Source organism: Ilyobacter polytropus DSM 2926, from assembly GCF_000165505.1.
Lineage (GTDB): Bacteria > Fusobacteriota > Fusobacteriia > Fusobacteriales > Fusobacteriaceae > Ilyobacter > Ilyobacter polytropus.
In genome coordinates this window covers 1,361,162-1,384,373 of sequence record NC_014632.1, presented here as the reverse complement: position 1 = coordinate 1,384,373, position 23,212 = coordinate 1,361,162, and the positions used below count along the sequence as shown (strand labels likewise).

At 33.3% G+C, this 23,212-nt stretch carries 13 protein-coding genes; 8 read left to right on the top strand and 5 right to left on the bottom strand.

Going from position 1 to position 23,212, the window contains the following annotated elements:
• Positions 1-4: 4 nt before the first annotated feature.
• Together dnaB and ILYOP_RS06355 are read left to right on the top strand one after the other, a co-directional pair.
• Positions 5-1,345, top strand: a complete 1,341-nt coding sequence (gene dnaB, locus ILYOP_RS06360; protein WP_013387710.1) for a replicative DNA helicase — start codon at positions 5-7, stop codon at positions 1,343-1,345.
• A 20-nt stretch (positions 1,346-1,365) separates the two neighbouring features.
• The gene (locus ILYOP_RS06355; RefSeq protein ID WP_013387709.1) at positions 1,366-2,595 is read left to right on the top strand and encodes a peptidase U32 family protein; all 1,230 of its coding nucleotides are present in this window, start codon (positions 1,366-1,368) and stop codon (positions 2,593-2,595) included.
• Between the two features lie 49 nt (positions 2,596-2,644).
• Here ILYOP_RS06355 and ILYOP_RS06350 read toward each other — a convergent pair whose 3' ends face one another.
• A complete protein-coding gene (locus ILYOP_RS06350) occupies positions 2,645-3,853 on the bottom strand; it encodes a TraB/GumN family protein (RefSeq protein WP_013387708.1) in 1,209 nt (402 codons plus the stop codon).
• A gap of 175 nt (positions 3,854-4,028) precedes the next feature.
• On the opposite strand from ILYOP_RS06350, the gene ILYOP_RS06345 reads away from it, so the two are divergent.
• Both ILYOP_RS06345 and ILYOP_RS06340 read left to right on the top strand, forming a co-directional pair.
• Complete coding sequence (locus tag ILYOP_RS06345; RefSeq protein WP_013387707.1) at positions 4,029-6,602, top strand: CBS domain-containing protein; 2,574 nt, start codon at positions 4,029-4,031, stop codon at positions 6,600-6,602.
• A 114-nt stretch (positions 6,603-6,716) separates the two neighbouring features.
• On the top strand, positions 6,717-9,005 hold the full coding sequence (locus tag ILYOP_RS06340; protein ID WP_041921022.1) for a patatin-like phospholipase family protein: 2,289 nt from the start codon (positions 6,717-6,719) through the stop codon (positions 9,003-9,005).
• Positions 9,006-9,288: 283 nt separating this feature from the next.
• On the opposite strand, the gene ILYOP_RS06335 is transcribed toward ILYOP_RS06340, so the two are convergent.
• Both ILYOP_RS06335 and ILYOP_RS06330 read right to left on the bottom strand, forming a co-directional pair.
• Positions 9,289-11,397: a BglG family transcription antiterminator gene (locus ILYOP_RS06335; protein ID WP_013387705.1), complete on the bottom strand. Its 2,109-nt coding sequence runs from the start codon at positions 11,395-11,397 to the stop codon at positions 9,289-9,291.
• On the bottom strand, positions 11,390-13,195 hold the full coding sequence (locus tag ILYOP_RS06330; protein WP_013387704.1) for a PTS sugar transporter subunit IIA: 1,806 nt from the start codon (positions 13,193-13,195) through the stop codon (positions 11,390-11,392). Before ILYOP_RS06330 ends, ILYOP_RS06335 begins: the two co-directional genes overlap by 8 nt.
• A 460-nt stretch (positions 13,196-13,655) precedes the next feature.
• Between ILYOP_RS06330 and glmS the strand changes: the two genes are divergently transcribed.
• A complete protein-coding gene (glmS, locus tag ILYOP_RS06325; protein WP_013387703.1) occupies positions 13,656-15,482 on the top strand; it encodes a glutamine--fructose-6-phosphate transaminase (isomerizing) in 1,827 nt (608 codons plus the stop codon).
• 247 nt (positions 15,483-15,729) lie between these two features.
• Here glmS and ILYOP_RS06320 read toward each other — a convergent pair whose 3' ends face one another.
• Both ILYOP_RS06320 and ILYOP_RS06315 read right to left on the bottom strand, forming a co-directional pair.
• On the bottom strand, positions 15,730-16,869 hold the full coding sequence (locus ILYOP_RS06320) for a mannitol-1-phosphate 5-dehydrogenase (protein ID WP_013387702.1): 1,140 nt from the start codon (positions 16,867-16,869) through the stop codon (positions 15,730-15,732).
• Positions 16,870-16,891: 22 nt separating this feature from the next.
• Positions 16,892-18,775, bottom strand: coding sequence for a PTS mannitol transporter subunit IICBA (locus ILYOP_RS06315; protein ID WP_013387701.1), 1,884 nt, complete (start codon positions 18,773-18,775; stop codon positions 16,892-16,894).
• A gap of 473 nt (positions 18,776-19,248) precedes the next feature.
• On the opposite strand from ILYOP_RS06315, the gene ILYOP_RS06310 reads away from it, so the two are divergent.
• From ILYOP_RS06310 to ILYOP_RS06300, 3 genes are read left to right on the top strand one after another with little or no spacing between them, the layout of a single operon-like run.
• Positions 19,249-20,163 carry an endo alpha-1,4 polygalactosaminidase gene (locus ILYOP_RS06310; RefSeq protein WP_013387700.1) on the top strand — a complete coding sequence of 305 codons (915 nt, stop codon included), beginning with the start codon at positions 19,249-19,251 and terminating at the stop codon, positions 20,161-20,163.
• Positions 20,164-20,166: 3 nt separating this feature from the next.
• Positions 20,167-21,384, top strand: a complete 1,218-nt coding sequence (locus ILYOP_RS06305) for a hypothetical protein (RefSeq protein WP_013387699.1) — start codon at positions 20,167-20,169, stop codon at positions 21,382-21,384.
• A complete protein-coding gene (locus ILYOP_RS06300) occupies positions 21,374-23,206 on the top strand; it encodes a DUF2194 domain-containing protein (protein ID WP_013387698.1) in 1,833 nt (610 codons plus the stop codon). The genes ILYOP_RS06305 and ILYOP_RS06300 overlap by 11 nt, the downstream gene beginning before the upstream one ends.
• Positions 23,207-23,212: the final 6 nt, after the last annotated feature.

The following is a 23,212-nucleotide window of genomic DNA, read 5'->3' as shown; positions in this document are numbered from 1 at the left end:
ATCTATGCATGATTTAGATAAATTGAGAAAAGTTCCTAGTAGCTTAGAAGCAGAAAAGTCTATTCTAGGTGGGATACTATTAAAGCCCGATGCATTAGGTGATGTAGTGGAGATACTGGCACCGGGAGATTTTTACAAAGCGGCACATAGAAATATCTATGAAGCTATGATAGCAGCTTATAACAATGGGGAAGTTATCGACCCCATTGTTTTAATTGATAAATTAAAAAAACAAGAAAAATTTGATGAAAGCGGAGGGAACTCTATAATCTATGAGATTATAGAAGAGGTTCCAACTGCTGCCAATATTCTAAGCTATGCAAAAATAGTAAAAGAAAAAGCTATTTTAAGAAGACTAGGAGACGTGGGAACAAAAATAGTAGAGATGACGTATGAGGGGTATGAAGATGCCGATGCTATTTTAGATAAAGCTGAGGGGATGATATTTAAAATATCTGAGACCAAAGAAGCGAAAGATGTGGTAGGCATAAGTCATATTTTAGGTGAAGAGTTTGAAAGACTTGAAAATCTTCAAAATAACAGAGGAGCAACTATAGGTATATCTTCCGGATTCAAGCATTTTGACGATATGACAAGTGGATTCCATCCTTCGGATTTGGTTATAATAGCGGCTAGACCTTCTATGGGTAAAACAGCTTTTGTTCTTAACCTGGCTTTAAACGCCGTAAAAAACGGAGACAATGGAGTTCTCATATTCAGTTTGGAGATGTCTAATTCTCAACTTTTACAAAGACTTCTTGCTGTGGAAGGCAGTCTTCCACTTCAAAAGATAAGGAACGGATTCTTGAATGATGAAGAATGGGGAAGACTTGGGATAGCCAGTGCAAAACTCGCAAATTCTAAGATTCATATAGCGGACACTCCAAATGTATCTGTTCTTGAAATAAGAGCCATGGCCAGAAGACTAAAAGCTGCGGGGAAACTTGATATGATACTTATAGATTATCTACAGCTGATAAGTGGTTCTGGCAGTAAAAACGACAGCAGACAACAGGAAATTTCCGACATATCAAGAGCACTAAAAGGAATAGCTAGGGAGCTAAATGTACCTGTAATAGCCCTGTCACAGCTATCCCGTGCACCTGAACAAAGAGCAGACAGAAGACCTATACTGTCTGACCTTCGTGAGTCTGGTGCCATAGAGCAAGATGCAGATATGGTAGTATTTCTCTACAGAGATGATTACTATAATGAAGAGAGTGAGTTTAAGGGAATAACTGAAATAAATATAGGAAAGCAGAGAAACGGTCCTGTAGGAACTGTAAACTTAAGGTTTTTCCACGAACTTACGAAATTTGCTGATTATACTACAAAAATTGATTAAATTCAGAAAGGATGAAATAAATGAAAAGAGCAGAGTTGTTGGCTCCTGCAGGAAATATGGAAAAATTAAAAATGGCCTTCCATTATGGGGCAGATGCAGTTTTTCTAGGTGGAAAAATATTTAATCTTAGAGCAGGAAGTCATAATTTTTCCGATAAAGAATTGGAAGAAGCAGTTGATTATGCACATAAAATGGGGAAAAGAGTTTATGTGACTTTAAATATAATACCTCACAATGAGGAGTTAGAGATTCTTCCTGGATATGTAAAATTTCTAGAAAAAATCAAAGTAGATGGTGTTATTGTAGCAGATCTAGGTGTTTTTCAGGTCGTTCGAGAAAACAGTGAAATTCCAATAAGTATAAGTACTCAGGCTAGTAATACCAACTGGAGATCGGTAAAGATGTGGAAGGATATGGGAGCCAAAAGAGTAGTTTTGGCAAGAGAAATATCCATTGAAAATATAGCTGAAATAAGGGCTAAAGTTCCAGATATTGAGATCGAGGTATTCGTACACGGAGCCATGTGTATGTCCATATCAGGGAGATGCTTACTAAGTAACTATATGACAGGAAGAGACGCCAATAGAGGCGACTGTGCTCAATCTTGCAGGTGGAAGTACTCTATAGTTGAAGAAACTCGTCCAGGGGAGTATATGCCTGTATATGAAGATGAGGGGGGAACCCATATCTTTAATTCAAAAGATCTTTGCACAATAGAGTTTATAGATAAAATCTTGGACCTCGGTGTGGATTCTCTCAAGATAGAGGGAAGGATGAAGGGAATATATTATGTTTCCAATGTGGTAAAGGTATACAGTGAGGCTGTGGACAGTTATTATAAGGGGAATTACAAGTTTAAGGAAGAATGGCTGAAGGAACTAGAGACTGTTTCCCATAGACTCTATACACCTGGTTTTTATTTTGGAAGACCTGACGATAAAGCTCAAAATTATAACAACAGGAATTCATACAGCCAGAGTCATCAGCTTGTAGCCAAGGTAGAAAAAAAGATATCTAAAAATGAATATCTGTTAGCTGTAAGAAACCGTATAGAAACCGGTCAAGAGCTAGAGATAGTGACCCCTGAGGGAGATCCGAAAAAAATAACTCTACCTAAAATGATACTGGTAAAAAACAGACATGAAGAAGAGGTGGAAGCTGCGAATCCAAACTCTTTTGTAAAAATAAATATAGATCATTCTATGGAAGAGATGGATATGATAAGAAAGATTTTGCCTGCAAAAGAATAAGCTCGATTTTAAAATATCAATAGAAAAAGGTCTGCCACTGGCAGACCTTTTATAATGCAGTTACTTTTTTAGGGTCTCTAATAAGAATTCCATACTGAAAATATTCAGTTATATCAGAGGGGTCATAATCATTGATAGGACATGGGCCATCCCCTATACTGTCAGAATTTTTAAGTTTATATAAAGTGAATTTAGAGTTGCTGTACTCCTTAAAAGCGTTTAGTAATTTTCTGTTTGTGGTTTTGTGTTTACTATTGTCATAGACAAATTTTATACTTACTACTTTTTTTCTCACAGGAGAATCTTTTAAGTTAAGATAAGAGGCAAAAGAATCTTCATCATATCTGCTTTTCTGAAGGATATGAAATCCACCCCACTGACCGAAGTATTTACTACTGCCAAGTTCATTATAGACTTTAAGAAAATTGTTATAAATACTTTTTTCTCTCTCACAGTTGAAAGATCTATTATCGTCTATATTACTGTAGATTCTAGCAGTATCCCTAGAGTTAGACAGAGTTAACTCTAAGTCGCGAAACTCTTGTTTATTAAGAATTTTCTTATATAAAAATTTTCTTTTTTCTAAATCTTTGTTTATATTTTCAGTTATTTTCTTGAGGTATGAAATTTTTATTCCTTGAACATTTTTGAGGATATTTTCTGTATTATTTATATCGGGACAGATATAAGAGGTAAGTCTGTTTAGCTCCTTTAGAACTACTGTCATATTTGGACCTAGCTCTTTGTTTTTTAAAATATCATTAAGATGTATAATAGATATCCAGTATTGGTGCTCTAAATCAAGACCGATAACTTTAATTTTTTCTTTTTCCAAAATGGAGCTGTTGTATTTGTAGAGGCTTCTCCAAAACTCAACATCCTCTATAGAATAGTCATATGAACCTACTATAGAGTTAGTCACAAGAAACAGATATTTCTCATCTCCTGTGGAGAGGTATTTGTTTATATAAGAACTGCTGCTGTAACCCATTTCAGCTAAGTAGTATTTAACATCAGCATTTTCTTTTAGGAATCTAAGAAGATTCATTCTGAGGGTGTAATTTTCCTTTATGCCGTGTATTTCACCTGCTAAAAAGATAGTGTTTGTTTTGAGATCATCCTTTAATTTATCATAATCAGAAGAATCATAGGATGACTTTAATTCAGATTTATTTATGTTGAGATAATCAGCTTTTTCAACATTGCTGCAGGCTGAGATTGTCAATACCAGAAGAAAAAGAAAGATGAATTTTTTCAAAATACCCCCTCCTTTAAACTTGAACGATATCATATTATACTAAAAATATGATAATTTTGCACATCAAAAATTCTGATGAAAATTTACGACAAGTCAAGAATATCATTATAGCTAGACTTTTATATTAAAAAAAGCTAAAATAAATTATAATATATAAAGAAGGGCGGGGTCGAATATGGAACTGATTACAACACATATTTATGCAGACTTGGATGCTCTTTCATCCATGGTTTTGGCAAAAAAACTTTATCCAAATGCTGTCATAGCTTTTCCTGGAAATGTGAGTAATAATGTGAAAAAATTTGTGACCCTTTACCAGGATTTCCTCGGGATAAGCAAAACCAAGGAGATTGATTTTGATCAGGTAGAGAAGCTTATAGTTGTAGATACGGCAAAAGTTTCAAGGATAGGAAGGTTTAGCGAACTTATAGGCAAGGTTCCTGTAGAGATATATGACCACCATCCTGAAAGTGATGAAGATATAGAGGGAAATATAGTGAGAGTAGACTATGGATCTAATACAACACATCTTTTAGAGATCATAAAAAACAGACTAGGCAGCAGTGTGAACTTCGAAAAATATGAACTAAATGTGGCCTTGATGGGATTATATGAAGATACGGGAAATTTTACATACTCTATAACTACTCCAAAGGATCTAAAAGCCGGGGCTTTTTTGATAAAAAAAGGTGGGGATTTGAAATTTGTTCATGAGTATACAACCAAGGGGCTCAGGGAGGATCAGAAGGAAACCTTTATAGAACTCCTTGAGGCAGGAGAGACTATAAAATTTTCAGCAGAGAGGATATTTCTAACTAAGTTATACTCAGAAGAATTTCTAGGCGGAATAGATGAACTAATAAATAAGATAAAGGATGTAGAGGACTGTACTGCCTGTTTTATAATATGCGGTAATGATGAGAAGTCTAATATAATAGCGAGAAGCTCTAGTATAGGGGTTCCATTAGATGAGATACTAGAGGGATATCAGGGAGGAGGGCACACCAGTGCATCTTCTGTGGTAGTTAAAAATATACCTGTAGATGAGCTCTATAATCAACTACGGGAGATTATACTTAAAAATGTAAAAAAAGGGAAAACAACTAAAGAGATAATGTCCACTCCAGTAAAGACCATTACAATGGAAACAAGACTAAGAGATGCTCATAAAATAATGACTAGATTTGGTTATACAGGTCTTCCTGTTGTAGAAGACGGAAAACTTGCAGGGATAATATCAAGACGTGATATTGATCGTTCAATGGGACATGGTTTTGCCAATGCACCGGTTAAGGTTTATATGACATCAAAACTCATAACAGCCTCAGAAGAAACTTCCATTGAGGATCTTAAACAGTTATTGGTAGAAAATGAAGTAGGAAGAATTCCCATACTCAGAGGGGATAAGCTGGTAGGAATAGTTACAAGAGCTGATATTTTGAGATTTCTCTATGCCCAGAAAAAAAGGATGGATATAAAAAAACGAAAAGTCTCAAAGGCCATGAGGGAACAGCTTTTGGATAAGATTCCAAAAGACCTTATAGACCTCTTAAAGGCTATAGAAAAAATAGCTAAAAAAAGAAAAGAAAAAGTTTATATGGTAGGCGGGATAGTAAGGGATATAATTCTAGGGATTCCTAATAAAGATATTGATATAGTTGTGGAAGGCGAGGGGATAGCCTTTGCATGGGATCTAAAAAATGAGCTCAATGGGGAAAAAATAGTCGTCCATGAAAAGTTTAAGACGGCAGTGGTAATAGTAGATAAAGATCTTAAAATTGACGTGGCTACATCTAGAGTGGAGTACTATGAGTATCCTACATCACTTCCAAGTGTTGATTATGGAAGTATAAGGGAGGACATGTACAGAAGGGATTTCACAATAAATTCTCTGGCTTTAGAGGTAGACTATCAGAAATTTGGAGAGTTGGTAGATTTTTTTAATGGTTACAGAGATATTCAGAACAGAGAGATCAGAATACTTCATAATTTTAGCTTTGTAGAAGATCCTACTAGAATAATAAGGGCCTTTAGATTTGCTAGCAGGTACGATTTTAAAATAGAAGAAGAGACAGAAAGATTCTTAAAGGATGCTGTTGAAAACGGTTTTCTGAAAAAAATATCCTGGCCGAGAGTGAAAAATGAATTTAAAATAATTTTAGGAGATAAAAATCCCGAAAAAGCTTTAAATTTTTTAGAAAAATATGATGTTTTAAAAAATATTCATCACAATATAAAACTTACTGAAAAAATGAAAAAGCACCTAGAGGAGCTTAATTCTCTAGGGGAGATGTTCTCTCAATTAAAACTTAAAAAATGGATTATGGCTTTTTTGATTCTCATGGAGGACTTGAAAAGCGATGAAATAGAGCTGATCTTTAATAAGTTTAGTTTCTCTCAGGATTTTAGAAAGAAATATGAATTTGGAATAAAAAAAAGGTCAGAGGCACTTTCAAAATTAAAAAAGGCTGATAAAAATTCTGAAATTTATGATACTCTAAATGAGATAAGTTTTGAGGTACTTATGCTGATATATTTAGAAGGTAAAAAATCATCAAGAGAAAAGATAAGAAAATTTATATTTGATCTTTCAAAAATAAAACCTCTTGTAACAGGAGCTGACCTTATCAGTGTAGGTTACAAACCAAGTCCGGAATTTAGGAAAATACTCGAAGATGCTCTATACAGGCAGCTTGACTACAAAGGTATTACAAAAGAACAGTTGATGTCTAACATAAATAAATTTTAGAATTAAGAAAATTAAATTTATTTATAATAATAATATTTTTGGAGAAGTTTGCTCTATAGAAAAACTCAAAATAATTTCAGATATTATAAGTTACATATGAAAAAGGGGAATGGGATGTTAAGAAAAATAATCTTACTGGTATTTTTTATTTTTTCAATAGCTATACAGGCAGATGAAAAAACTTATTATGAAGATGTAAAAATAAAACAGTTAGAAGCAGAAATTGAGAGTATTCAGAGTAAAATTCATATATTGAAGAGATCTAAAAAACTGAGGATGGCCAAAGACACCGAAAATACAAGGCCAAAACTAGGACTTGTATTAAGTGGAGGTGGAGCCAAGGGATTTGCCCATATAGGGGTTCTCAAAGTTCTCGAAGAGAACAATATAAAGGTGGATTATATCACAGGAACCAGTATGGGGGCTGTTATAGGGGCTCTTTATTCTGTGGGGTACTCTCCAGAAGAGATAGAAGATGTAATGATAAAAACTAACTGGAACAAGATATTAAAAGATGCTCCAGACAGGCTAGACATTCCTCTAGAGGATAAGATAGGCAAGAAAGAATATCCGGCTTCTATAGCCTTTGACAAAGAACTCAATATATATTTTCCAAGAGGACTGAAACAGGGACAGAAAATATATCTAAAATTAAAAGAACTTCTCTGGAATGTTGAAAATATTGAGAATTTTGATGAGCTTCCTATCCCAATGAGGATAATAGCCACTGATTTAGACAGTGGAAAAGTAAAATCTTTTTCAAGTGGTGACCTTTCTAAAATAATAAGTGCAAGTATAGCAATTCCAACACTTTTTGGACCTGTAAAGATAGATGGCAAAAATTATGTAGATGGTCTCGTGACAAGGAACTTCCCAGTAGAAGATGTGATTGATATGGGAGCTGATATTGTAATAGGGGTGAATGTCGGGACTCGTATAAAAGAAAAAGAAGATTATAATATACTGACAGTTTTAGATCAGGTTCTTGCCATACAGAGTTCAGGGTCGACTCCAGATCAAAAGTCAATGGTAAACTATATAATTGAGCCTGATATTTCAAAATTTAAGAGCACTGATTTTGAAAAAGTAGAAGAGATAATAAAAGTCGGTGAAAAGGAAGCAAGGGCTAAAATAAACTCGATGAAGAATTTAAGTGAAACAGAGAAAATTCCAGAGAAAAGAACAGTTTTGAAGTCTAAGGATTCGGATTCAGTCTTTATAGAGAATATATATTTGGTCGGAAACGTAAATGTAAATCTGGAGATTATAGAGGGAAATTTACGAAAGGAAATTCCAGGTGAAGTTACTGAATCAGACTTGGAAAATATGATATTAAATCTTTATGCACTGCCATATATAGAAAAAGCTTATTATAAAATAAAGGGAAAAGATCTCTATATAGAAACTGTTGAAAGACCAACAAACTATCTAAAGCTTGGGATGAATTATAATAGTGAATATGGAACAACGATAGCTTTGGAGACAGATACTTTATCTACAGGTAAAACTGGACGTAAAACTGTTTTTGATTTTAAATTTGGAGATTATTTTGAAGCAAGTGCAAAAAATTACGCTTACTATGGAATCGAAGATAAGATAGGTTTTATTTTTGAGATTGGTTATAATGAAACCCCATTTTTCTTTTATGAGGGAGATGAAAAAAGAAGTGAATTTACAAATAAAACTTTTGAGTTAAAAGGTGCTCTTGCAACACAGTTTGAAAACCAGTTTTTTATCTCCTATGGATTCTCACAGAAGTTTAGTGAACTAGAGCAAGATATTGGTTTGAGTGAAGACAAGAGTCTTGAATATGATGAAAGTTATGGAAATGTTTTCTTCCAAATTGTTTTGGATAATCTGGACAATAAAATGTATCCTAGTCAGGGGATAAGAAGTGATTTCCAGTATACTTGGGGCGGAGACTTTGGTACTGAAAGTGTAGATTTTTATGGACCGGCTTATCTTTTAGAGGGTTATTTTCCAGTCACAAAAAAATTATCGTTCTTATCAGCAGTGGCTGGAGGAAGTATACAAGGTGAAGGAATACTTGCAGATGAATACTTTAAACTAGGAGGAATGAGAAGTGACATATCCAACAAGGAGTTTGCCTTTTATGGATACAACTCTCAGAGAAAACTTGTTGAGGAATTTGCAATAGCCCAACTGGGATTACAGTATAGATTTTATTCAAATATATATTTGGCTGGGAAATGGAATATAGCCACATATACAGGGGCTCCTGTACAAGGAGAAAATGACAAAAAAATATGGGACGATAAAGTCAAAGGTTATGGTGTCACTCTTGGGATAGATAGTCCTTTTGGACCTCTAGAGCTTAGCGTAATGGAGGATAGTGATACTCAAAATGTCTTGACGCAGTTCAATATAGGATACATATTTTAATGAAATAAATGTTGATAACTTAAGTTCTAAAAAACCTATAAACCTTCAGATCTTATCCAAAATTAATTTGGTGGTTCTGAAGGTTTTTGTATTGCAAGATTAATTGCATATAAGCAAAGTATTGGGATTTTTTAAATTTTTATAAAGCGGTTTAAATAAATGGTATTAACTATAGTTCCAAGTAAAAATGAAACATATAAAAAAGAGTAACTGCTGTTATTAGCAATTACTCTGGTTATAGTATCGATGTTTAAAAATAAAAATTCAGATGCTTTATAAAGAATTATATCTTATTGTCAGCTATAAATTCTATTAACTGCTGAGGCTTCTCTGTTTTTTCTATAATTTTTATGAGGTCGTAATCCTCTATCAATGTAACTAATTCAGAAAGAGCTTCAATGTGTTCGTTTTGGTCAACACTTGAAAATGGAAATATTATTTTTACACTTTTATTCCCTGGAAAAATAACTGGATCAACCAGCCTTATTAAACTCATATCTGTTTTTAAAACCGATTCTGTCACTCTTGCATGTGGGAGTGCTATCATTTCTGCAACTACCATATAGCTTCCATTTTTGTTTACCGCTTCTATCATATCTTCAACATAATCGTTGGTTACAGAGCCGTTTTCCACCAATATATTACCTGCTATTCTTATGGCATCTTGCCAGTCTTTGGCTTGGGAATTTAATTTAATATTTTTTTCTGACAAAAGATTGGACAGATCTTTTTTATTATACTTATCTCTGTCATCAAAAATTTTTGAAGCAAAAAAGTCTTTAAGACTACCGGCTAGTCTACTCTCATTTTTTATAGTACATTCATTTTTTATTACGTCTAAAAGTTTTGTCAAAGATATTTTTTTTCTAACCTCAGTTAAACCGTATTCTTCGAGTTTCATCCTGTCATTTTTTGAAAAAATAGGATGAACTTTTATTATGGGAAAAGGATATTTGATATGTTCATCAACATCTAAAGTAGATATTATAAGGTCTATATCATCATAATTTTCTATTTCCAAAAATTTATGGTACGGAAGGATATCGAGTATGTTTACATCATATCTTTCCAGTAATTTCTGTGATAAAAGTTTTGAACTACCGTATCCGAAACCACAGACTAGTAATACATTTTTGGTTTCTTTGCTTATGTTTGCCTTTCTGTCAATTGCGATTTTAAAGTGAATTGTCAAAAATGCCACTTCTTCTTCTGGGACTGATTTATTCATGTATGGCCGGAGATGTTTGTTGCATACGATTCTCACATTTTGGAAAAGTTCCTCATACAAAAATTTTGCTTCATTGGAAATCTCATTTTCTAAAACGATATCATTTTTTATTCTATAAATTGCAGGTTTTATATGATTTAATAGCCCATCTAAAAGTATTTTGTCATTAGATAAATCTATTCCTATGTTTTGACTGACCTCTTTTATTATCTCATTTACTGAGATTTCAATTTCAATCCATTTTTCATAAAAGGAGGATTTGAAATTATAAGAGTGACTTCCTAAAAAAAGCTCAGTTAGTAAAAGAATTTCAGAATCATTAAATTCTACACTAAAATTTTCTTCAAAGTGTTTTAACTCTTTTAAAAGGATATTATATTCTTTCGTTTTTTTTAGAAAATTTTCATTTTCCTCTCTTTGAGTTATAGGGAATTTTTTTTCTAATCTTTTTAAAGTAATCATTAGATAAAATTCTAAAACCTTGTATGCCTCGTCTGAGATAACTGTTTCTAAGTGTTTTTCAATTCTTTTTATAAAAACCCTGATATCTCTTATTGGGAATTCTTCAAAGTATGAGAATAACTCCTCAGAGATCATTTTATATCCTAAAGTTTCTTCAATATTATTTTTAGTTGCAAGCTCATCTTTGGAAAACTCTAGATAATCAAGAAGAAACTTGAGCTGGGCTTTTCTTAGTTTTTCCTCTTCTCCTTCTAAAACCAGACCCATTTTAGAGAAAAATTTAAGGTTTAATTTTTTCTCGCTTAGAAAGGCTTTGATCTCTTTTAGGTCAAGTTTTATAGTGCTTAGACTTACTGATAGGGTCTCTGATATCTCATGAAGTTTTATAATGTCTTCTGAAAAAAGACATATGGATTTTATATATTCCTTTCGTTCATGCTTTGAAAAACTGTAAAAACTGGCATTTAACAGTTCTATTACTGTGGTTAAATTTTCTTTGGTTTCATCAATTTCATATATCCCTTTTGACATTTTATTTAGTTGTCTAAATCCATTTTTTTTCAAAAAATAGTTGATATTATCAATGTCATATCTGATGCTTCTTTCACTTATTTCATAAACATCAGCCAATTCTCTAATGGATATCTGCTTTTCGTGATCGATCAAATATTTAATTATCTCTAAACAACGTTTATTAAGCACGGTCATCCTCCAAACATAGTATTTTGTAAATTTCTTCAACCTCTATAGCCGTAGTAAGTGTCTCTGCAAGTTTCTCATCCTCTACAATATCTGCTATTTTGGAAATTATTTCAGTATGCTCGTCCTCTAAGGCTGCGATGCCTATAAGTACATAGGCGGTGTTTCCATTTTCAAAATCAATTCCGTAGGGGTACTGATGTATAACTATTCCTGTCTTTTTAATATAAACTTTCCCTTCAAATGTTCCGTGAGGAATAGCAATTCCATTATCAAGGTATGTATTCGATATTTTTTCCCTTTCAAATATACTATCTAGGTAATAAGGTTCTACATATCCTCTTTGTATCATGGACTCACCGATTTTTTTAAGAGCCTCTTCTTTTTTTATCCTTTTTAGTCCTAGCTCTATATTTGAATGCTCTAGTATTTTATCCTCTTGAGTGGTAGGATTTTTAATAGTTTTATAATTTTTTGTTTTTTCAACAAGCAGATCGTATGGTTTTGGATCGAGAAAATCATCTACGATGACTATTTCTGCATTATTAACCTCTTTTTTTACTCTTTCAAGAAGCTGCCTGTGAACTATTATTATATCAGGGTTTTCTGATTTTATCTTGTCTATAGAACAGTTTCCCACATTTATATCTTTCAAGCCGGCTTTTTCTAATTTACGTCTCAAAAATGTAGCTCCCATGGCACTTGAACCCATTCCTGCATCGCAGACTATATAAATACTATTATAATTTTTGTTTTGAGCAAAATCAGTTTTAATATCTGGAAAAAGTTTCTTTGATTCATTTGTTTTTATCTTGTCTCTTGCCATATCTTCCTGCCTTATCATAATATAAGATAGGAAGAAAGTAACAGATGCAGAGACTGCTACTGCAAGTAGTAGAGTAAGTCGGTTCTGTGCAGGTGTCAAAACAGTTATGAGAAAAATGCTTCCTGGAGAGGCTACTCCCATAAGGCCAGAGTCAAATATTGAAAATAAAAATATACCAGACATTCCGCCTAAAATCAAAGGTAAAATTAATCTAAGGTTTCTTAGAACATAAGGGAAATATACCTCGTGGATTCCACCTATAGACTGTATAAAGATATTTGAAAGGGCTTCCTTTTTTTTCTTTTTTTCCTTTTCCCTGAAAAAATAAGCTAAAAGCAGTCCCATTCCAGGCCCAGGATTTGTTTCTAAAAGAAAAAAAATAGATTTTCCCTTTTCATTGAGTTCAGAAAGACCTAAAACTGAAAAAATACCGTGGTTGACGAAGTTATTCATAAAAAGAACCTTTGCAGGCTCTATTATTATCGAATAAAGCGGCAGATAACCTGTTTTGAAGAGGTTTGAAATTATATTTTTATAAAAGATAGTTCGGAACCCTTCATAAAATGGAAGTACTTTGTTTAATATGATTACAAGACCTAAGCTTATAAATGCGACCCCAAGATTATTAAGAAGCATTTCAAAACCTGGAAATTTATATTTCTCCAGGAAATCATGATATTTTTTTATGGCAAATCCTGACAAAGCTCCTATAAAAACTGGTTCTAATAAAGTGTCTACGTTATATCGAGACAGTACTCCCCCGATTATAATTACGGCAGTTATGCCTCCATATTTTTTTTCTACTGCAGCCCCAGATGTATAGGCGATAACCAAGGGCATGATAACCTTATACAGGAATAATCTTAAATCTCCCAAATCGAAGAAGTTAAGTATTCCTATAATTATAAAAAGTGGTATATTTTCTACAATTATATGACTCAGAAATTCTGGAATCTTTTTTAGTTTTATCTTCATAAAGATATCCCCTCACCTTATATTGTTTGTATATTGTACTGTTTTTACCAAATCGAAACAATAACAAATCTTTTCAGTTTTTTTTGAAAAAAATGATTTGATGATATGCTGAAAAATTGAATTGTAAATAAATTTTTTTTCTGTTACAATAAATATGTAGTATGTATTTATTATAATATACTATATAAAAGCAACAAGAGGGAAATAAAAATAAAAAAAGCGCCAGAGCTTATGATCTTATAAGCTGACGAGGAACGGAGTTATCGAAAATTCGGCGGATGCTCCGAAGGTGGTTACAACCTCAGTAACGTTACAAATTCAAAGAGTGATCTTTGGGACAAAAGACGTTTCAGTAGCATTTCCTTCTCATAAAAGAGTTAAAATAGACTCTTTTTGTTGTGAAAAAATTCATATTTACTGAAGTAGTGAATACTTTCAGACAACGAAGGAGGAAACAATTATGTGTGGAATTGTAGGTTATGTAGGAGACAGAGATGCCAGTGGGGTTATCTTAGACGGATTAAGCAGATTAGAGTATAGGGGATACGACTCAGCAGGTATTGCTGTAAGTTCTGGAGATAAGTTAATTGTAAAAAAGAAGCAGGGAAGGCTGAAAAATTTACAGGACTATATCGATAAAAATCCTATAGAGGGACATGTGGCTATAGGTCATACTAGATGGGCTACTCACGGGAAGCCATCTGATGAAAATTCTCACCCTCACTCAAATGCCACCGAAAGTATTTCTGTTGTTCACAATGGTATAATAGAAAACTATATAGAAATAAAAAAAGAATTAATTGAAAAAGGATATGAGTTTCTTTCAGATACAGACACAGAGGTATTGGCTCATCTTCTAGATTTATATTTAGAAGAAGACTTTTTTGCCACTATTCAGAAAGTTCTGAAAAAAGTAAAAGGTTCTTATGGACTTGGGATATTAAATACAAAATATCCAGATACTGTATTTTGTGCTAGAAAAGACAGTCCTTTAGTAATAGGTCTTGGGAAAGATGAAAACTTCATAGCTTCTGACGTTCCTGCTCTTCTAAAGTATACTAAAGATGTATATTTTCTTGAAAACGGAGAGATAGGTATTGTGAAGAAAGACTCTGTAGAAGTATATGACATAGAGAAAAATGAGATAAAAAAAGAAATGGTTACAATCGAATGGTCTTTAGAGCAGGCTACCAAAGCCGGATATCCTCATTTCATGCTAAAAGAGATAAATGAACAACCAGAGGGAATAAGAGAGACAATAAAAAGAAGGGTAGATGAAAATAATCTTATCCATTTTGATGATATTAACCTAGGTAAAGAAGAACTTAAAGCTATAAAAGATATTTATATCATAGCCTGTGGTACAGCTTACAATGCTGGCCTTCAAGGGAGGTTCGCACTACAGAAGATAGCAAAAATAAAGGCAGATGCTGATATTGCCTCAGAATTCAGATATTCAGATCCTTTCATGGATGAAACAACTCTTGTAATACTGGTAAGTCAGTCTGGTGAAACTCTAGATACTTTGGCAGCTCTTCGTGAGGCCAAACTAAAAGGTGCTAAAACATTAGCAATAACAAACGTTATAGGGTCATCAATAGCAAGAGAAGCAGACAATGTAATCTATACATGGGCAGGTCCTGAAATCGCAGTTGCATCTACAAAGGCTTATACAACTCAAGTAGTTGTTTTCTACATGCTTTCACTTTATATTGCAAAACTTAAAGAGATAATCACTGATGAGGATTATACAACAATTTTAAACGGACTTAATGAAGTACCTGAAAAAATTGAAAAAATAATTGCTCAGGAAGATAAGATAAAGGCAATAGCTGAAAAAATAAAAGACTGTACTCAAGGTTTTTACCTAGGAAGAGGACTTGATTATAGTGTGGCAACAGAGGCTTCTCTAAAAATGAAGGAAGTTGCTTATATGCATACAGAGGCATTTGCTTCTGGAGAATTAAAGCATGGTACTATTGCCCTTATAGAGGATGATATACCTGTAGTTGCAATAACTACTCAGTCTAGCCTTTTTGAAAAGTCCGTTTCTAATATAAAAGAGGTAAAAGCAAGAGGAGCCTATGTAATATCTGTTACTCAAGAAAATAACAAAGTGGTAGAGGAAGTTTCTGATGAAGTAATCTATATCCCTGAAACAGATGACCTTATTGCGGGAATAACTGCAATTGTACCACTTCAACTTTTAGCCTACCATGTATCAGCTATGAGAGGAATAGATGTTGATAAACCTAGAAACTTAGCAAAATCAGTTACAGTAGAATAGATTTAAAATGCCGGGGCAAAAGCTCCGGATTTATTTTTTATAAGAGATAAGTTTACTTTAAACTCCTTATTCGTAAACTGGTCAGAAAACCTGAGTTGATTAAATAAAAAGAATAAAAAGAATTATCTGATAGTCTACGCACATTTTAAATACGACTATAAAACAGTTGGCTTAATAAAAAAAGGTGTAATTCTTATAACAAGAATTACACCTTTTATAATTTCAGCTAAACTGCAAGCTATTAAATTTAAGCTTTGTAAGCGTCTATTATTTTTTCTATAACAGCTTTGTTGCTAAGTGATGTGATATCCTCAATGGCAGTTTTTAAATCGTCGCTACTTAATCTTTCTTCTAATTTAAGAGCTTGTTCATCTGCAGAATTTCTGTATTTTAAAGCTGCTGCGATACCTTTTATCAGACTATCATTTTTTGTATTGTACTCTATAGTACCTCTTAAAGGTTTTATAAGTCTGTCGTTATAGCTAAGCTTTCTTAAAGGCTCTCTTCCGACTCTGCTAACTTCATCTTTCAGATAAGGATTTTTAAATCTATTTAGTATCTTATCGATGTAAAGATAGTGTTTTTCTCTGTCAAAATCGTATCTGTTTATAAGAACCTCTCCACTTTCTTTCATAGCCTCTTTTACAGTGTTTGCAATCTCTTCATCCTCTATACTCTCTTTTACAGTCTCATAACCCTTTAGTACTCCTAAATATGCAGTTATAGCGTGTCCTGTGTTAAGAGTGAAAAGCTTTCTTTCAACGAAAGCCATAAGGTTGTCAGTAAGCTGCATTCCCTCTATCTTAGGTATTTCTCCCTTAAATAAAGTTTCTTCTACTATCCACTCCTTGAACTGTTCCACACGTACTCTTAGTACGTCGTCAGATCCTTCCATAGGAGGAACAATTCTGTCAACTGCTGAATTTGGGAATCCAACAAGTGGTGCCATTGCAGTTAGTGCCTCTGAAGATATATGTTTTTCAACTTCCTCTTTTAGGAAAGTAGAACCGTTGATCATATTTTCGCAGGCAATTATGTTTAAGTTCTCTTTATTTCCATCTTGGATTCTTTTTTCGATTCCCTTTGCTATTGTTTTTGCAATTATTTTAAGAACATTTGGTCCAACTGCTGTAGTTATTATTTTTGCTTTAGATATCAGGTCTAGAACTTCTGGACTAGTTGACATCATACCATCTACATTTGTTACAAGGATATCTTCCTTGGCCTCTCCTACTACTTCTACTGTGTACTGCTTTTTAGCTTTAAGCTCGTCAATAATTTTTTCGTTTACATCTACAAAGTACACACTGTATCCTGATTGAGATAAAAGTTTACCTATAAATCCACGTCCGATGTTCCCCGCACCAAATTGAATTGCTATTTTCATTATTTACCCCTTCCTTATAATTTTATGATGAAAATCTGCTATAAATTTCTTCTTTGTCTTTTGTTTTAGACAGAAGTTCTACTGTTTCTTCCTCTTCAATTGCATCTGCGATATTAGAGATAATATCTACATGTTCATCATTTTTACCAGCTATTCCTATTAGTAGATATGCCTTGTTACCGTCTCCGAAATCAACACCTTCAGGATACTGATTGATAACAATACCAGTTCTTAAAACACTTGCTTTTCCTTCTAGAGTTCCGTGAGGGATAGCTACATTGTTTCCTATAAATGTTGTAGATTTACTTTCTCTTTCAAGCATATATTCATAATAAGTATCTTTTACATAACCCATTTCAGCCATTTGCATACCTATTTTTTTGATAGCCTCTTCTTTAGAGATAGAAGGAAGTCCTAATACGATTCCGTCTTTTACAAGGATAGTGTTATCTCCTGCCTCTTTAGCTGGGGCTTCTTCAGTTTTATCACTTGTGCTTGTACTGACTTTATTTTTGAGTTCATCTACTAAAGAGTCGTAGAATTTACCGTCCATAAAGTTGTCTAGAGACATATGCACAGGATTTGTAACTTTCTTTTCAGCTCTTGAAGTAAGATCTTTATGAGTTATAACTATATCGATATCCTCAGTAAGGTTGTTTATAGCCAGATTTGTAACGCTGATATCAAGTCCTGCATTTTTTACTTTCTTTCTTAGAAGACTTGCACCCATTGCACTAGATCCCATACCGGCATCACAAGCAACTACTATTTTAGAGATATTTGCAGATAAATCTTTTGATCCTGCTACACTTGTCTTGTTTTTCATAGATTTCATATTTTCTCTAGCTTCATCAAGATCTTTTCCAGTGGCAGTTTTCTTGAGAATAATCATAGCTACGAAACCTGAAACCAATGCTGCAAGAATGATTGAAGTCATTGTTGCAATAAATCCACCTTTAGGAGTCATAGCTAATACTGCAAAGACACTTCCAGGTGATGCTGGAGCTATAAGACCACCATTTAACAATACGTTTGTAAATACTCCTGTCATTCCACCAAGGATTACAGCTATTATCAATAATGGCTGCATAAGTACATACGGGAAATAAATTTCATGTATTCCACCGAAGAAATGTATTATAGCGGCACCAGGTGCAGATTCTTTAGCCATTCCCTTACCAAACAGCATATAGGCAACTAGTATTCCAAGTCCAGGACCAGGGTTAGCCTCTATCAAGAAGAATAATGATTTTCCAACCTCAGTTGACTGTTGTATTCCTAGTGGAGAGAATACACCATGATTGATTGCATTATTAAGGAATAGGATCTTTGCAGGTTCTACTATAAGAGATGTAAGTGGTAAAAGGTTCATCTCAACTAGTGCTTTAACTGCATTTCCTAAAGCTGTGTTAAGCAGCTCAACAACAGGTCCTATAACCTTGAAGAATAATAAAGCTAAAGTCATACCTATTAATCCTGATGAGAAGTTGTTTATAAGCATCTCAAATCCAGATTTTATCTTTCCGTGTATAGCTTCGTCAAATTTCTTGATTGCGTATCCTCCTATAGGACCTGCAATCATAGCACCCATAAACATAGGTATTGAAGTACCAATAATTACTCCTGAAGTAGCGATAGCTCCTACCACTCCTCCACGCTCTCCTGCAACGATTTTACCACCACTGTATCCTATTAATAAAGGGAGTAAGTAAGTTATCATTGGACCTACCAGTGTTGACAAGGTTTCATTTGGAAGCCATCCTGTAGGGATGAACAATGCCGTGATAAACCCCCAAGCGATAAACGCCCCTATATTTGGCATAACCATCGCACTTAAAAATCTACCAAATGCCTGAACCTTAACTTTCAAACTTTGACTTTCGTTATTAACTTCAGTCTGACTCATGATTTTTTCCTCCTCAAATTTAATTTTTTAATTATATTACTCTTTATGTATTAACTATACTCTTCACGTCCTGAATGTTCAATGTCCAAACAGTTCCTTGTAAAGAGAAGTAATTATTTTCCTTTTTGAAAGAAATATTAGATTTCATTTTTTTTTGAAATAAATTATCTTTAAAAGAACTGTTTTTAAAATGAAAGTATTTTTTTAGAGGCAGAAAAGTTATTATACTGGGTTTTTCAAGGAAACAGATCTCTTTAAGGGGCGAAAAAAGGAATAAAAATTACATTTTGTACTAATTATGAAACCTAAATTTCTAAAAATTGATAATAAATAGTGAATATGGTATAAATAAGCTGTGAAACCAAATAAACAATGAAAATACATTGAATTTTAAAATTAATTTTATAAACTTTGGCTTTTAAAAAGTTGATTTATGATACAAAAATTTAGACGATTATTAAGGAGGGAATAAAATGCCGATTTTATTAATTCTCATGCTTTCTGTCTTTCTTACCAGTAGCGGAGAAAATATAGACTACAGGAAAGAGATGATAAATTTTATAGGAGAGATAAGGGAGCGCTCTGATGAAGGGAAAATTATCATAGTGCAAAACTCGACTGAATTATTTTACAAGGGAAAAAAAGCAGATAAAAAACTTTTATCAAAAATAGACGGGATATCCCGAGAATCACTTTTTTATGGTGAAGGAGCATATAACAAAAAAAATTCTTCTGAGTACATTCAGCAACCCTTAAAAGAACTCATAGGAATAAGAGAAAAAAACAAAAAGATTCTCTTGATAGAGTACACAGACAGCTTTTGGAACAAGAAAAAAATAAAAAAGTATATAAAGAAATATGACTTTATAGGGGAAAGCTTCGATACATATGAGCTAAATTCAATATATAAACCCTTATCTGGATTCAATAATAAGAGTGTAGAGTCTTTAGAAGATGCAGAAAATTTTTTGTGTCTCTTGAATCCAGAAAAATTTAAAAGTGCTGAAAGTTTTATAAAAACACTTGAAAATCTAGATTATGATCTACTTATAATAGATTCTGACCACATGGGGAAGGCCTTGAGCAGATCTCAGGTAGAAAGGTTGAAAAAGAAGAAAAATGGAGCCAGAAGACTGGTTGTTGCATATTTTAGTATAGGAGAGGCGGAAAATTACAGGAAGTATTGGAAAAAGCAGTGGAGTAAAACTTTGCCTGAATGGATCGAAAAAGAAAACCCCAACTGGCCGGGAAATTATATTGTAAAATACTGGGATCCTGCTTGGAAAAAGATAAGTAAAGATTATCAGAAAAAAATAGATTCTGCAGGTTTTGACGGATATTTTTTGGATACGGTAGACACCTATAGGTTTTTTGAGGAAAAGGAGTAAATTATGAAAAGCAAAACTTTTAATTGTTTTATAGAGAGTTTATTATACACCACGGCAGTTTATCTGGTATTTTTTCATTTTTCTTCCTTTAAATATAGTTTTTTGGCTATGAACCTTCATCCCCTTTTGATTGTAATAGCGGTTATATCCCTTAAGTACGGAACCTATATGAGTGGATTTGTAGTTTCTTTTTCTATAATTTACTATATTTTAGCCTATATAGGACTTGGAAGGGATATGATTATATTCTTTTCAAGCTTTGAATATTATAAATTTATTTTGATGTTTTTCTTTACGGCACTTTTTTTAGGGAAACTGAGAGACACCACTGATCAAAAGATAATGCATTTAGAAGGAGAGGTTTCTAAAACCAGAGAGGACTATGAGAAGCAAAAGGAAAATAATGTCAAACTTATAACTATAAACAGCAGGCTAAAAAAAAGGATAATAAGTAGTCGTGAGAGTATAGTTACCCTGAATCAGATAAAGTCCTCTTTTGCAAATATGAATGTGGAACAGATATATACAGAAGCCATACTTGTAATGAGACAGTTTTTAGAAAGTGATGTAGTGTCTATTTACAGCTTTAATCATGAGAAGAATTTTATGAGGTTAAAACTAAGAGCAGGAAACGGACGAATCCCTGGATTTCTTCAGGTAAAAAAAGACAGTGTGTTTGATGAGGTTATAAAAGCTGGGGCTCCTATGGAATTCCCCCTTGATATAGAAGGTGACTCTCCGATTTTTGTGTCTCCTATCAAAAATAATGATGAAATTTTAGGATTTATAAATATAGAAAGAATGAGTCTTGAGGCCAGTGAAAGGTACAGCTATGAGATGTTTAAGATAATAACCCACTGGCTGAATGAAGCTCTATCAGAAGCCTTTGTCAAAGAGGAAAAAGAGATAAAAGAAAATTATCTTAAAGATACCAAAATATTTACTATGGGATATTTTAACAAGATTATGTCTGAAGAGGAAAGAAGAAAAAAACTTCTGGGTATGGATTTCATGGCCTTTGAAACTAAAATCGAAGGAGTCACTCCAGATGAGGTTGCAGAGATGATAAAAGGAAAGGTTCGTGAGAGTGACTTTATGGCAATGGATGATAATAAGTTAAGGATACTTTTTCCTGCCACAACTGCAGCAAGTAAAGAGTTATTAATGGAAAAAATAGCAAGTCTGTTCCATGGTATAGAGGTTGATTTCTATGAAATTTAAATATTTTATGCTGCTTACTTTTATAACTGTGTTAGGACTTCAGTATTTTCGTGTAAATGCACTTCATACCCACTTTACTTTAAAGCAAGAGATGGAATTTATTCTACCTGAAAGCAGAGATGGGGATCTGAATATAGAAAATCCTCAAAAGCACCTTCTACTTTACAATGAAGACGGTGTAGGAAGTAGGGAGATTTTATATAATTTAACTAAAGTTTTTGAATTTACAAAGACTAAATACCATAGTGAAAAGATAAATGGTTATAGAGGGAAAATATCTGATTATTCTAGTGTGATAATTGTAGCAGAAGATTTCGCAGGAATGAGAAAAAAAGTTTTTTTAGAAATAAAAAAATTCGTCCGAGATGGTGGAAACCTTATAGTTTTGGAAAGGTCCTTTAAAAGCCCTTTTAATTCCATGGCAGGGATACTTGACATTGATGGTTTTACAGAGACATCGGGAGTTAATTTTTATACGAGTTTTTTCCCTGGGATGGAAACTACAAAACCCAGTGCGAAGATAATGAGTGGATCATCATTAAAGCTTAATCTTTCTAAAGGTGCAGAGATTATAGCTGCCTCTGATGATAACACCCCTTTGATCTGGGAGATTTCTTACGGAAAGGGAAGAGTAATATATTCTAATACTTCAATATTTGAAGCAAATACGACCAGGGGACTTATGACTCAGCTTATAGCCTATGGAAATGAATATTTTATAATGCCGGTGTTTAACTCCAAGATAGCTCATATCGATGATTTTCCAGCACCGATACCTCTTGGAGATAATAAAAAAATTCACGAAGAATATAATATGAATAATATCAATTTTTTTAAAAAAGTATGGTGGCCTGACATGGAGTCAATAGCCCAGAGAGAAAAACTAAGATATACAACTTTTATGATAGGTGATTATACTGATATTACAGATAAAGAAAAAATTGTAGATTTCACAGAAGAGTTGAAGGAAACAACGGGATATTTTGGAAGGGAAGTTTTTCAAAATGGTGGAGAGCTTGGTTTTCACGGATATAATCACTTTTCATTAGCTTTAGAAGGCGGAATGGATTTTGAGGATTATAATTATTCCCCTTGGAAAGGGGTAACAGACATGGCTTTTTCCATTGAAAAATTAAAAGAACTGACTAAAAACCTCTACGGAGAGGAAGTGAAAATATTTTCTTATGTGCCGCCAAGTAATATTCTAACAAAAGAAGGGAAGGAAGCCCTTACTATTGCTATGCCTGAATTAAAATCAATATCTGGAGTTTTTGAAGGAGTCTATGAACCAGGATTACTTTTGCAGGAAGTTGGAAGGGATCCAGACTATCCTCAGCTTTATAGTCTGCCAAGGTTTTCTTCAGGATTTCACTACAACGAGGATCTAATGTGGAGTATATACAATACAATAGGAGCTTATGGCTGTGTAAGTCATTTTGTACATCCTGATGATATTATAGATCAGGAAAGAGGCGGGGGTAAATCCTGGGAGCAATTGAAAAAAGAGTATGAAAATATATTTTCACAGATAAACACACATTTTCCCATGCTAGATGCAGATGTTCAAAGTGACGCTACTCTTAAGTATATGCAGATGGAAGATTTAGTTATAGATCATGAGAAAATAAAGAATATTATAAAAATTAATTTTAGTAATTATAGAGGTCCTGTAAATACCTTTGTGAGAATAAGAGGCAACAGAATTAAAGAAATTGAAAACGGAGAATTTCACCTAATTGAAAAGACAGCTAAAGACAACCTTTATCTTGTAAAGTTTTATGCTGATAAATCTAATATTATACTTGGAGGTGAAGAGCTATAAAAAAGA

Excerpts from the sequence above, each read along its gene's own strand:
- dnaB (WP_013387710.1), top strand. The coding sequence starts at position 5 with ATGCATGATTTAGATAAATTGAGAAAAGTTCCTAGTAGCTTAGAAGCA.
- ILYOP_RS06355 (WP_013387709.1), top strand. The coding sequence starts at position 1,366 with ATGAAAAGAGCAGAGTTGTTGGCTCCTGCAGGAAATATGGAAAAATTA.
- ILYOP_RS06345 (WP_013387707.1), top strand. The coding sequence starts at position 4,029 with ATGGAACTGATTACAACACATATTTATGCAGACTTGGATGCTCTTTCA.
- ILYOP_RS06340 (WP_041921022.1), top strand. The coding sequence starts at position 6,717 with ATGTTAAGAAAAATAATCTTACTGGTATTTTTTATTTTTTCAATAGCT.
- ILYOP_RS06330 (WP_013387704.1), bottom strand. The coding sequence starts at position 13,195 with ATGAAGATAAAACTAAAAAAGATTCCAGAATTTCTGAGTCATATAATT.
- glmS (WP_013387703.1), top strand. The coding sequence starts at position 13,656 with ATGTGTGGAATTGTAGGTTATGTAGGAGACAGAGATGCCAGTGGGGTT.
- ILYOP_RS06320 (WP_013387702.1), bottom strand. The coding sequence starts at position 16,869 with ATGAAAATAGCAATTCAATTTGGTGCGGGGAACATCGGACGTGGATTT.
- ILYOP_RS06315 (WP_013387701.1), bottom strand. The coding sequence starts at position 18,775 with ATGAGTCAGACTGAAGTTAATAACGAAAGTCAAAGTTTGAAAGTTAAG.
- ILYOP_RS06310 (WP_013387700.1), top strand. The coding sequence starts at position 19,249 with ATGCCGATTTTATTAATTCTCATGCTTTCTGTCTTTCTTACCAGTAGC.
- ILYOP_RS06305 (WP_013387699.1), top strand. The coding sequence starts at position 20,167 with ATGAAAAGCAAAACTTTTAATTGTTTTATAGAGAGTTTATTATACACC.
- ILYOP_RS06300 (WP_013387698.1), top strand. The coding sequence starts at position 21,374 with ATGAAATTTAAATATTTTATGCTGCTTACTTTTATAACTGTGTTAGGA.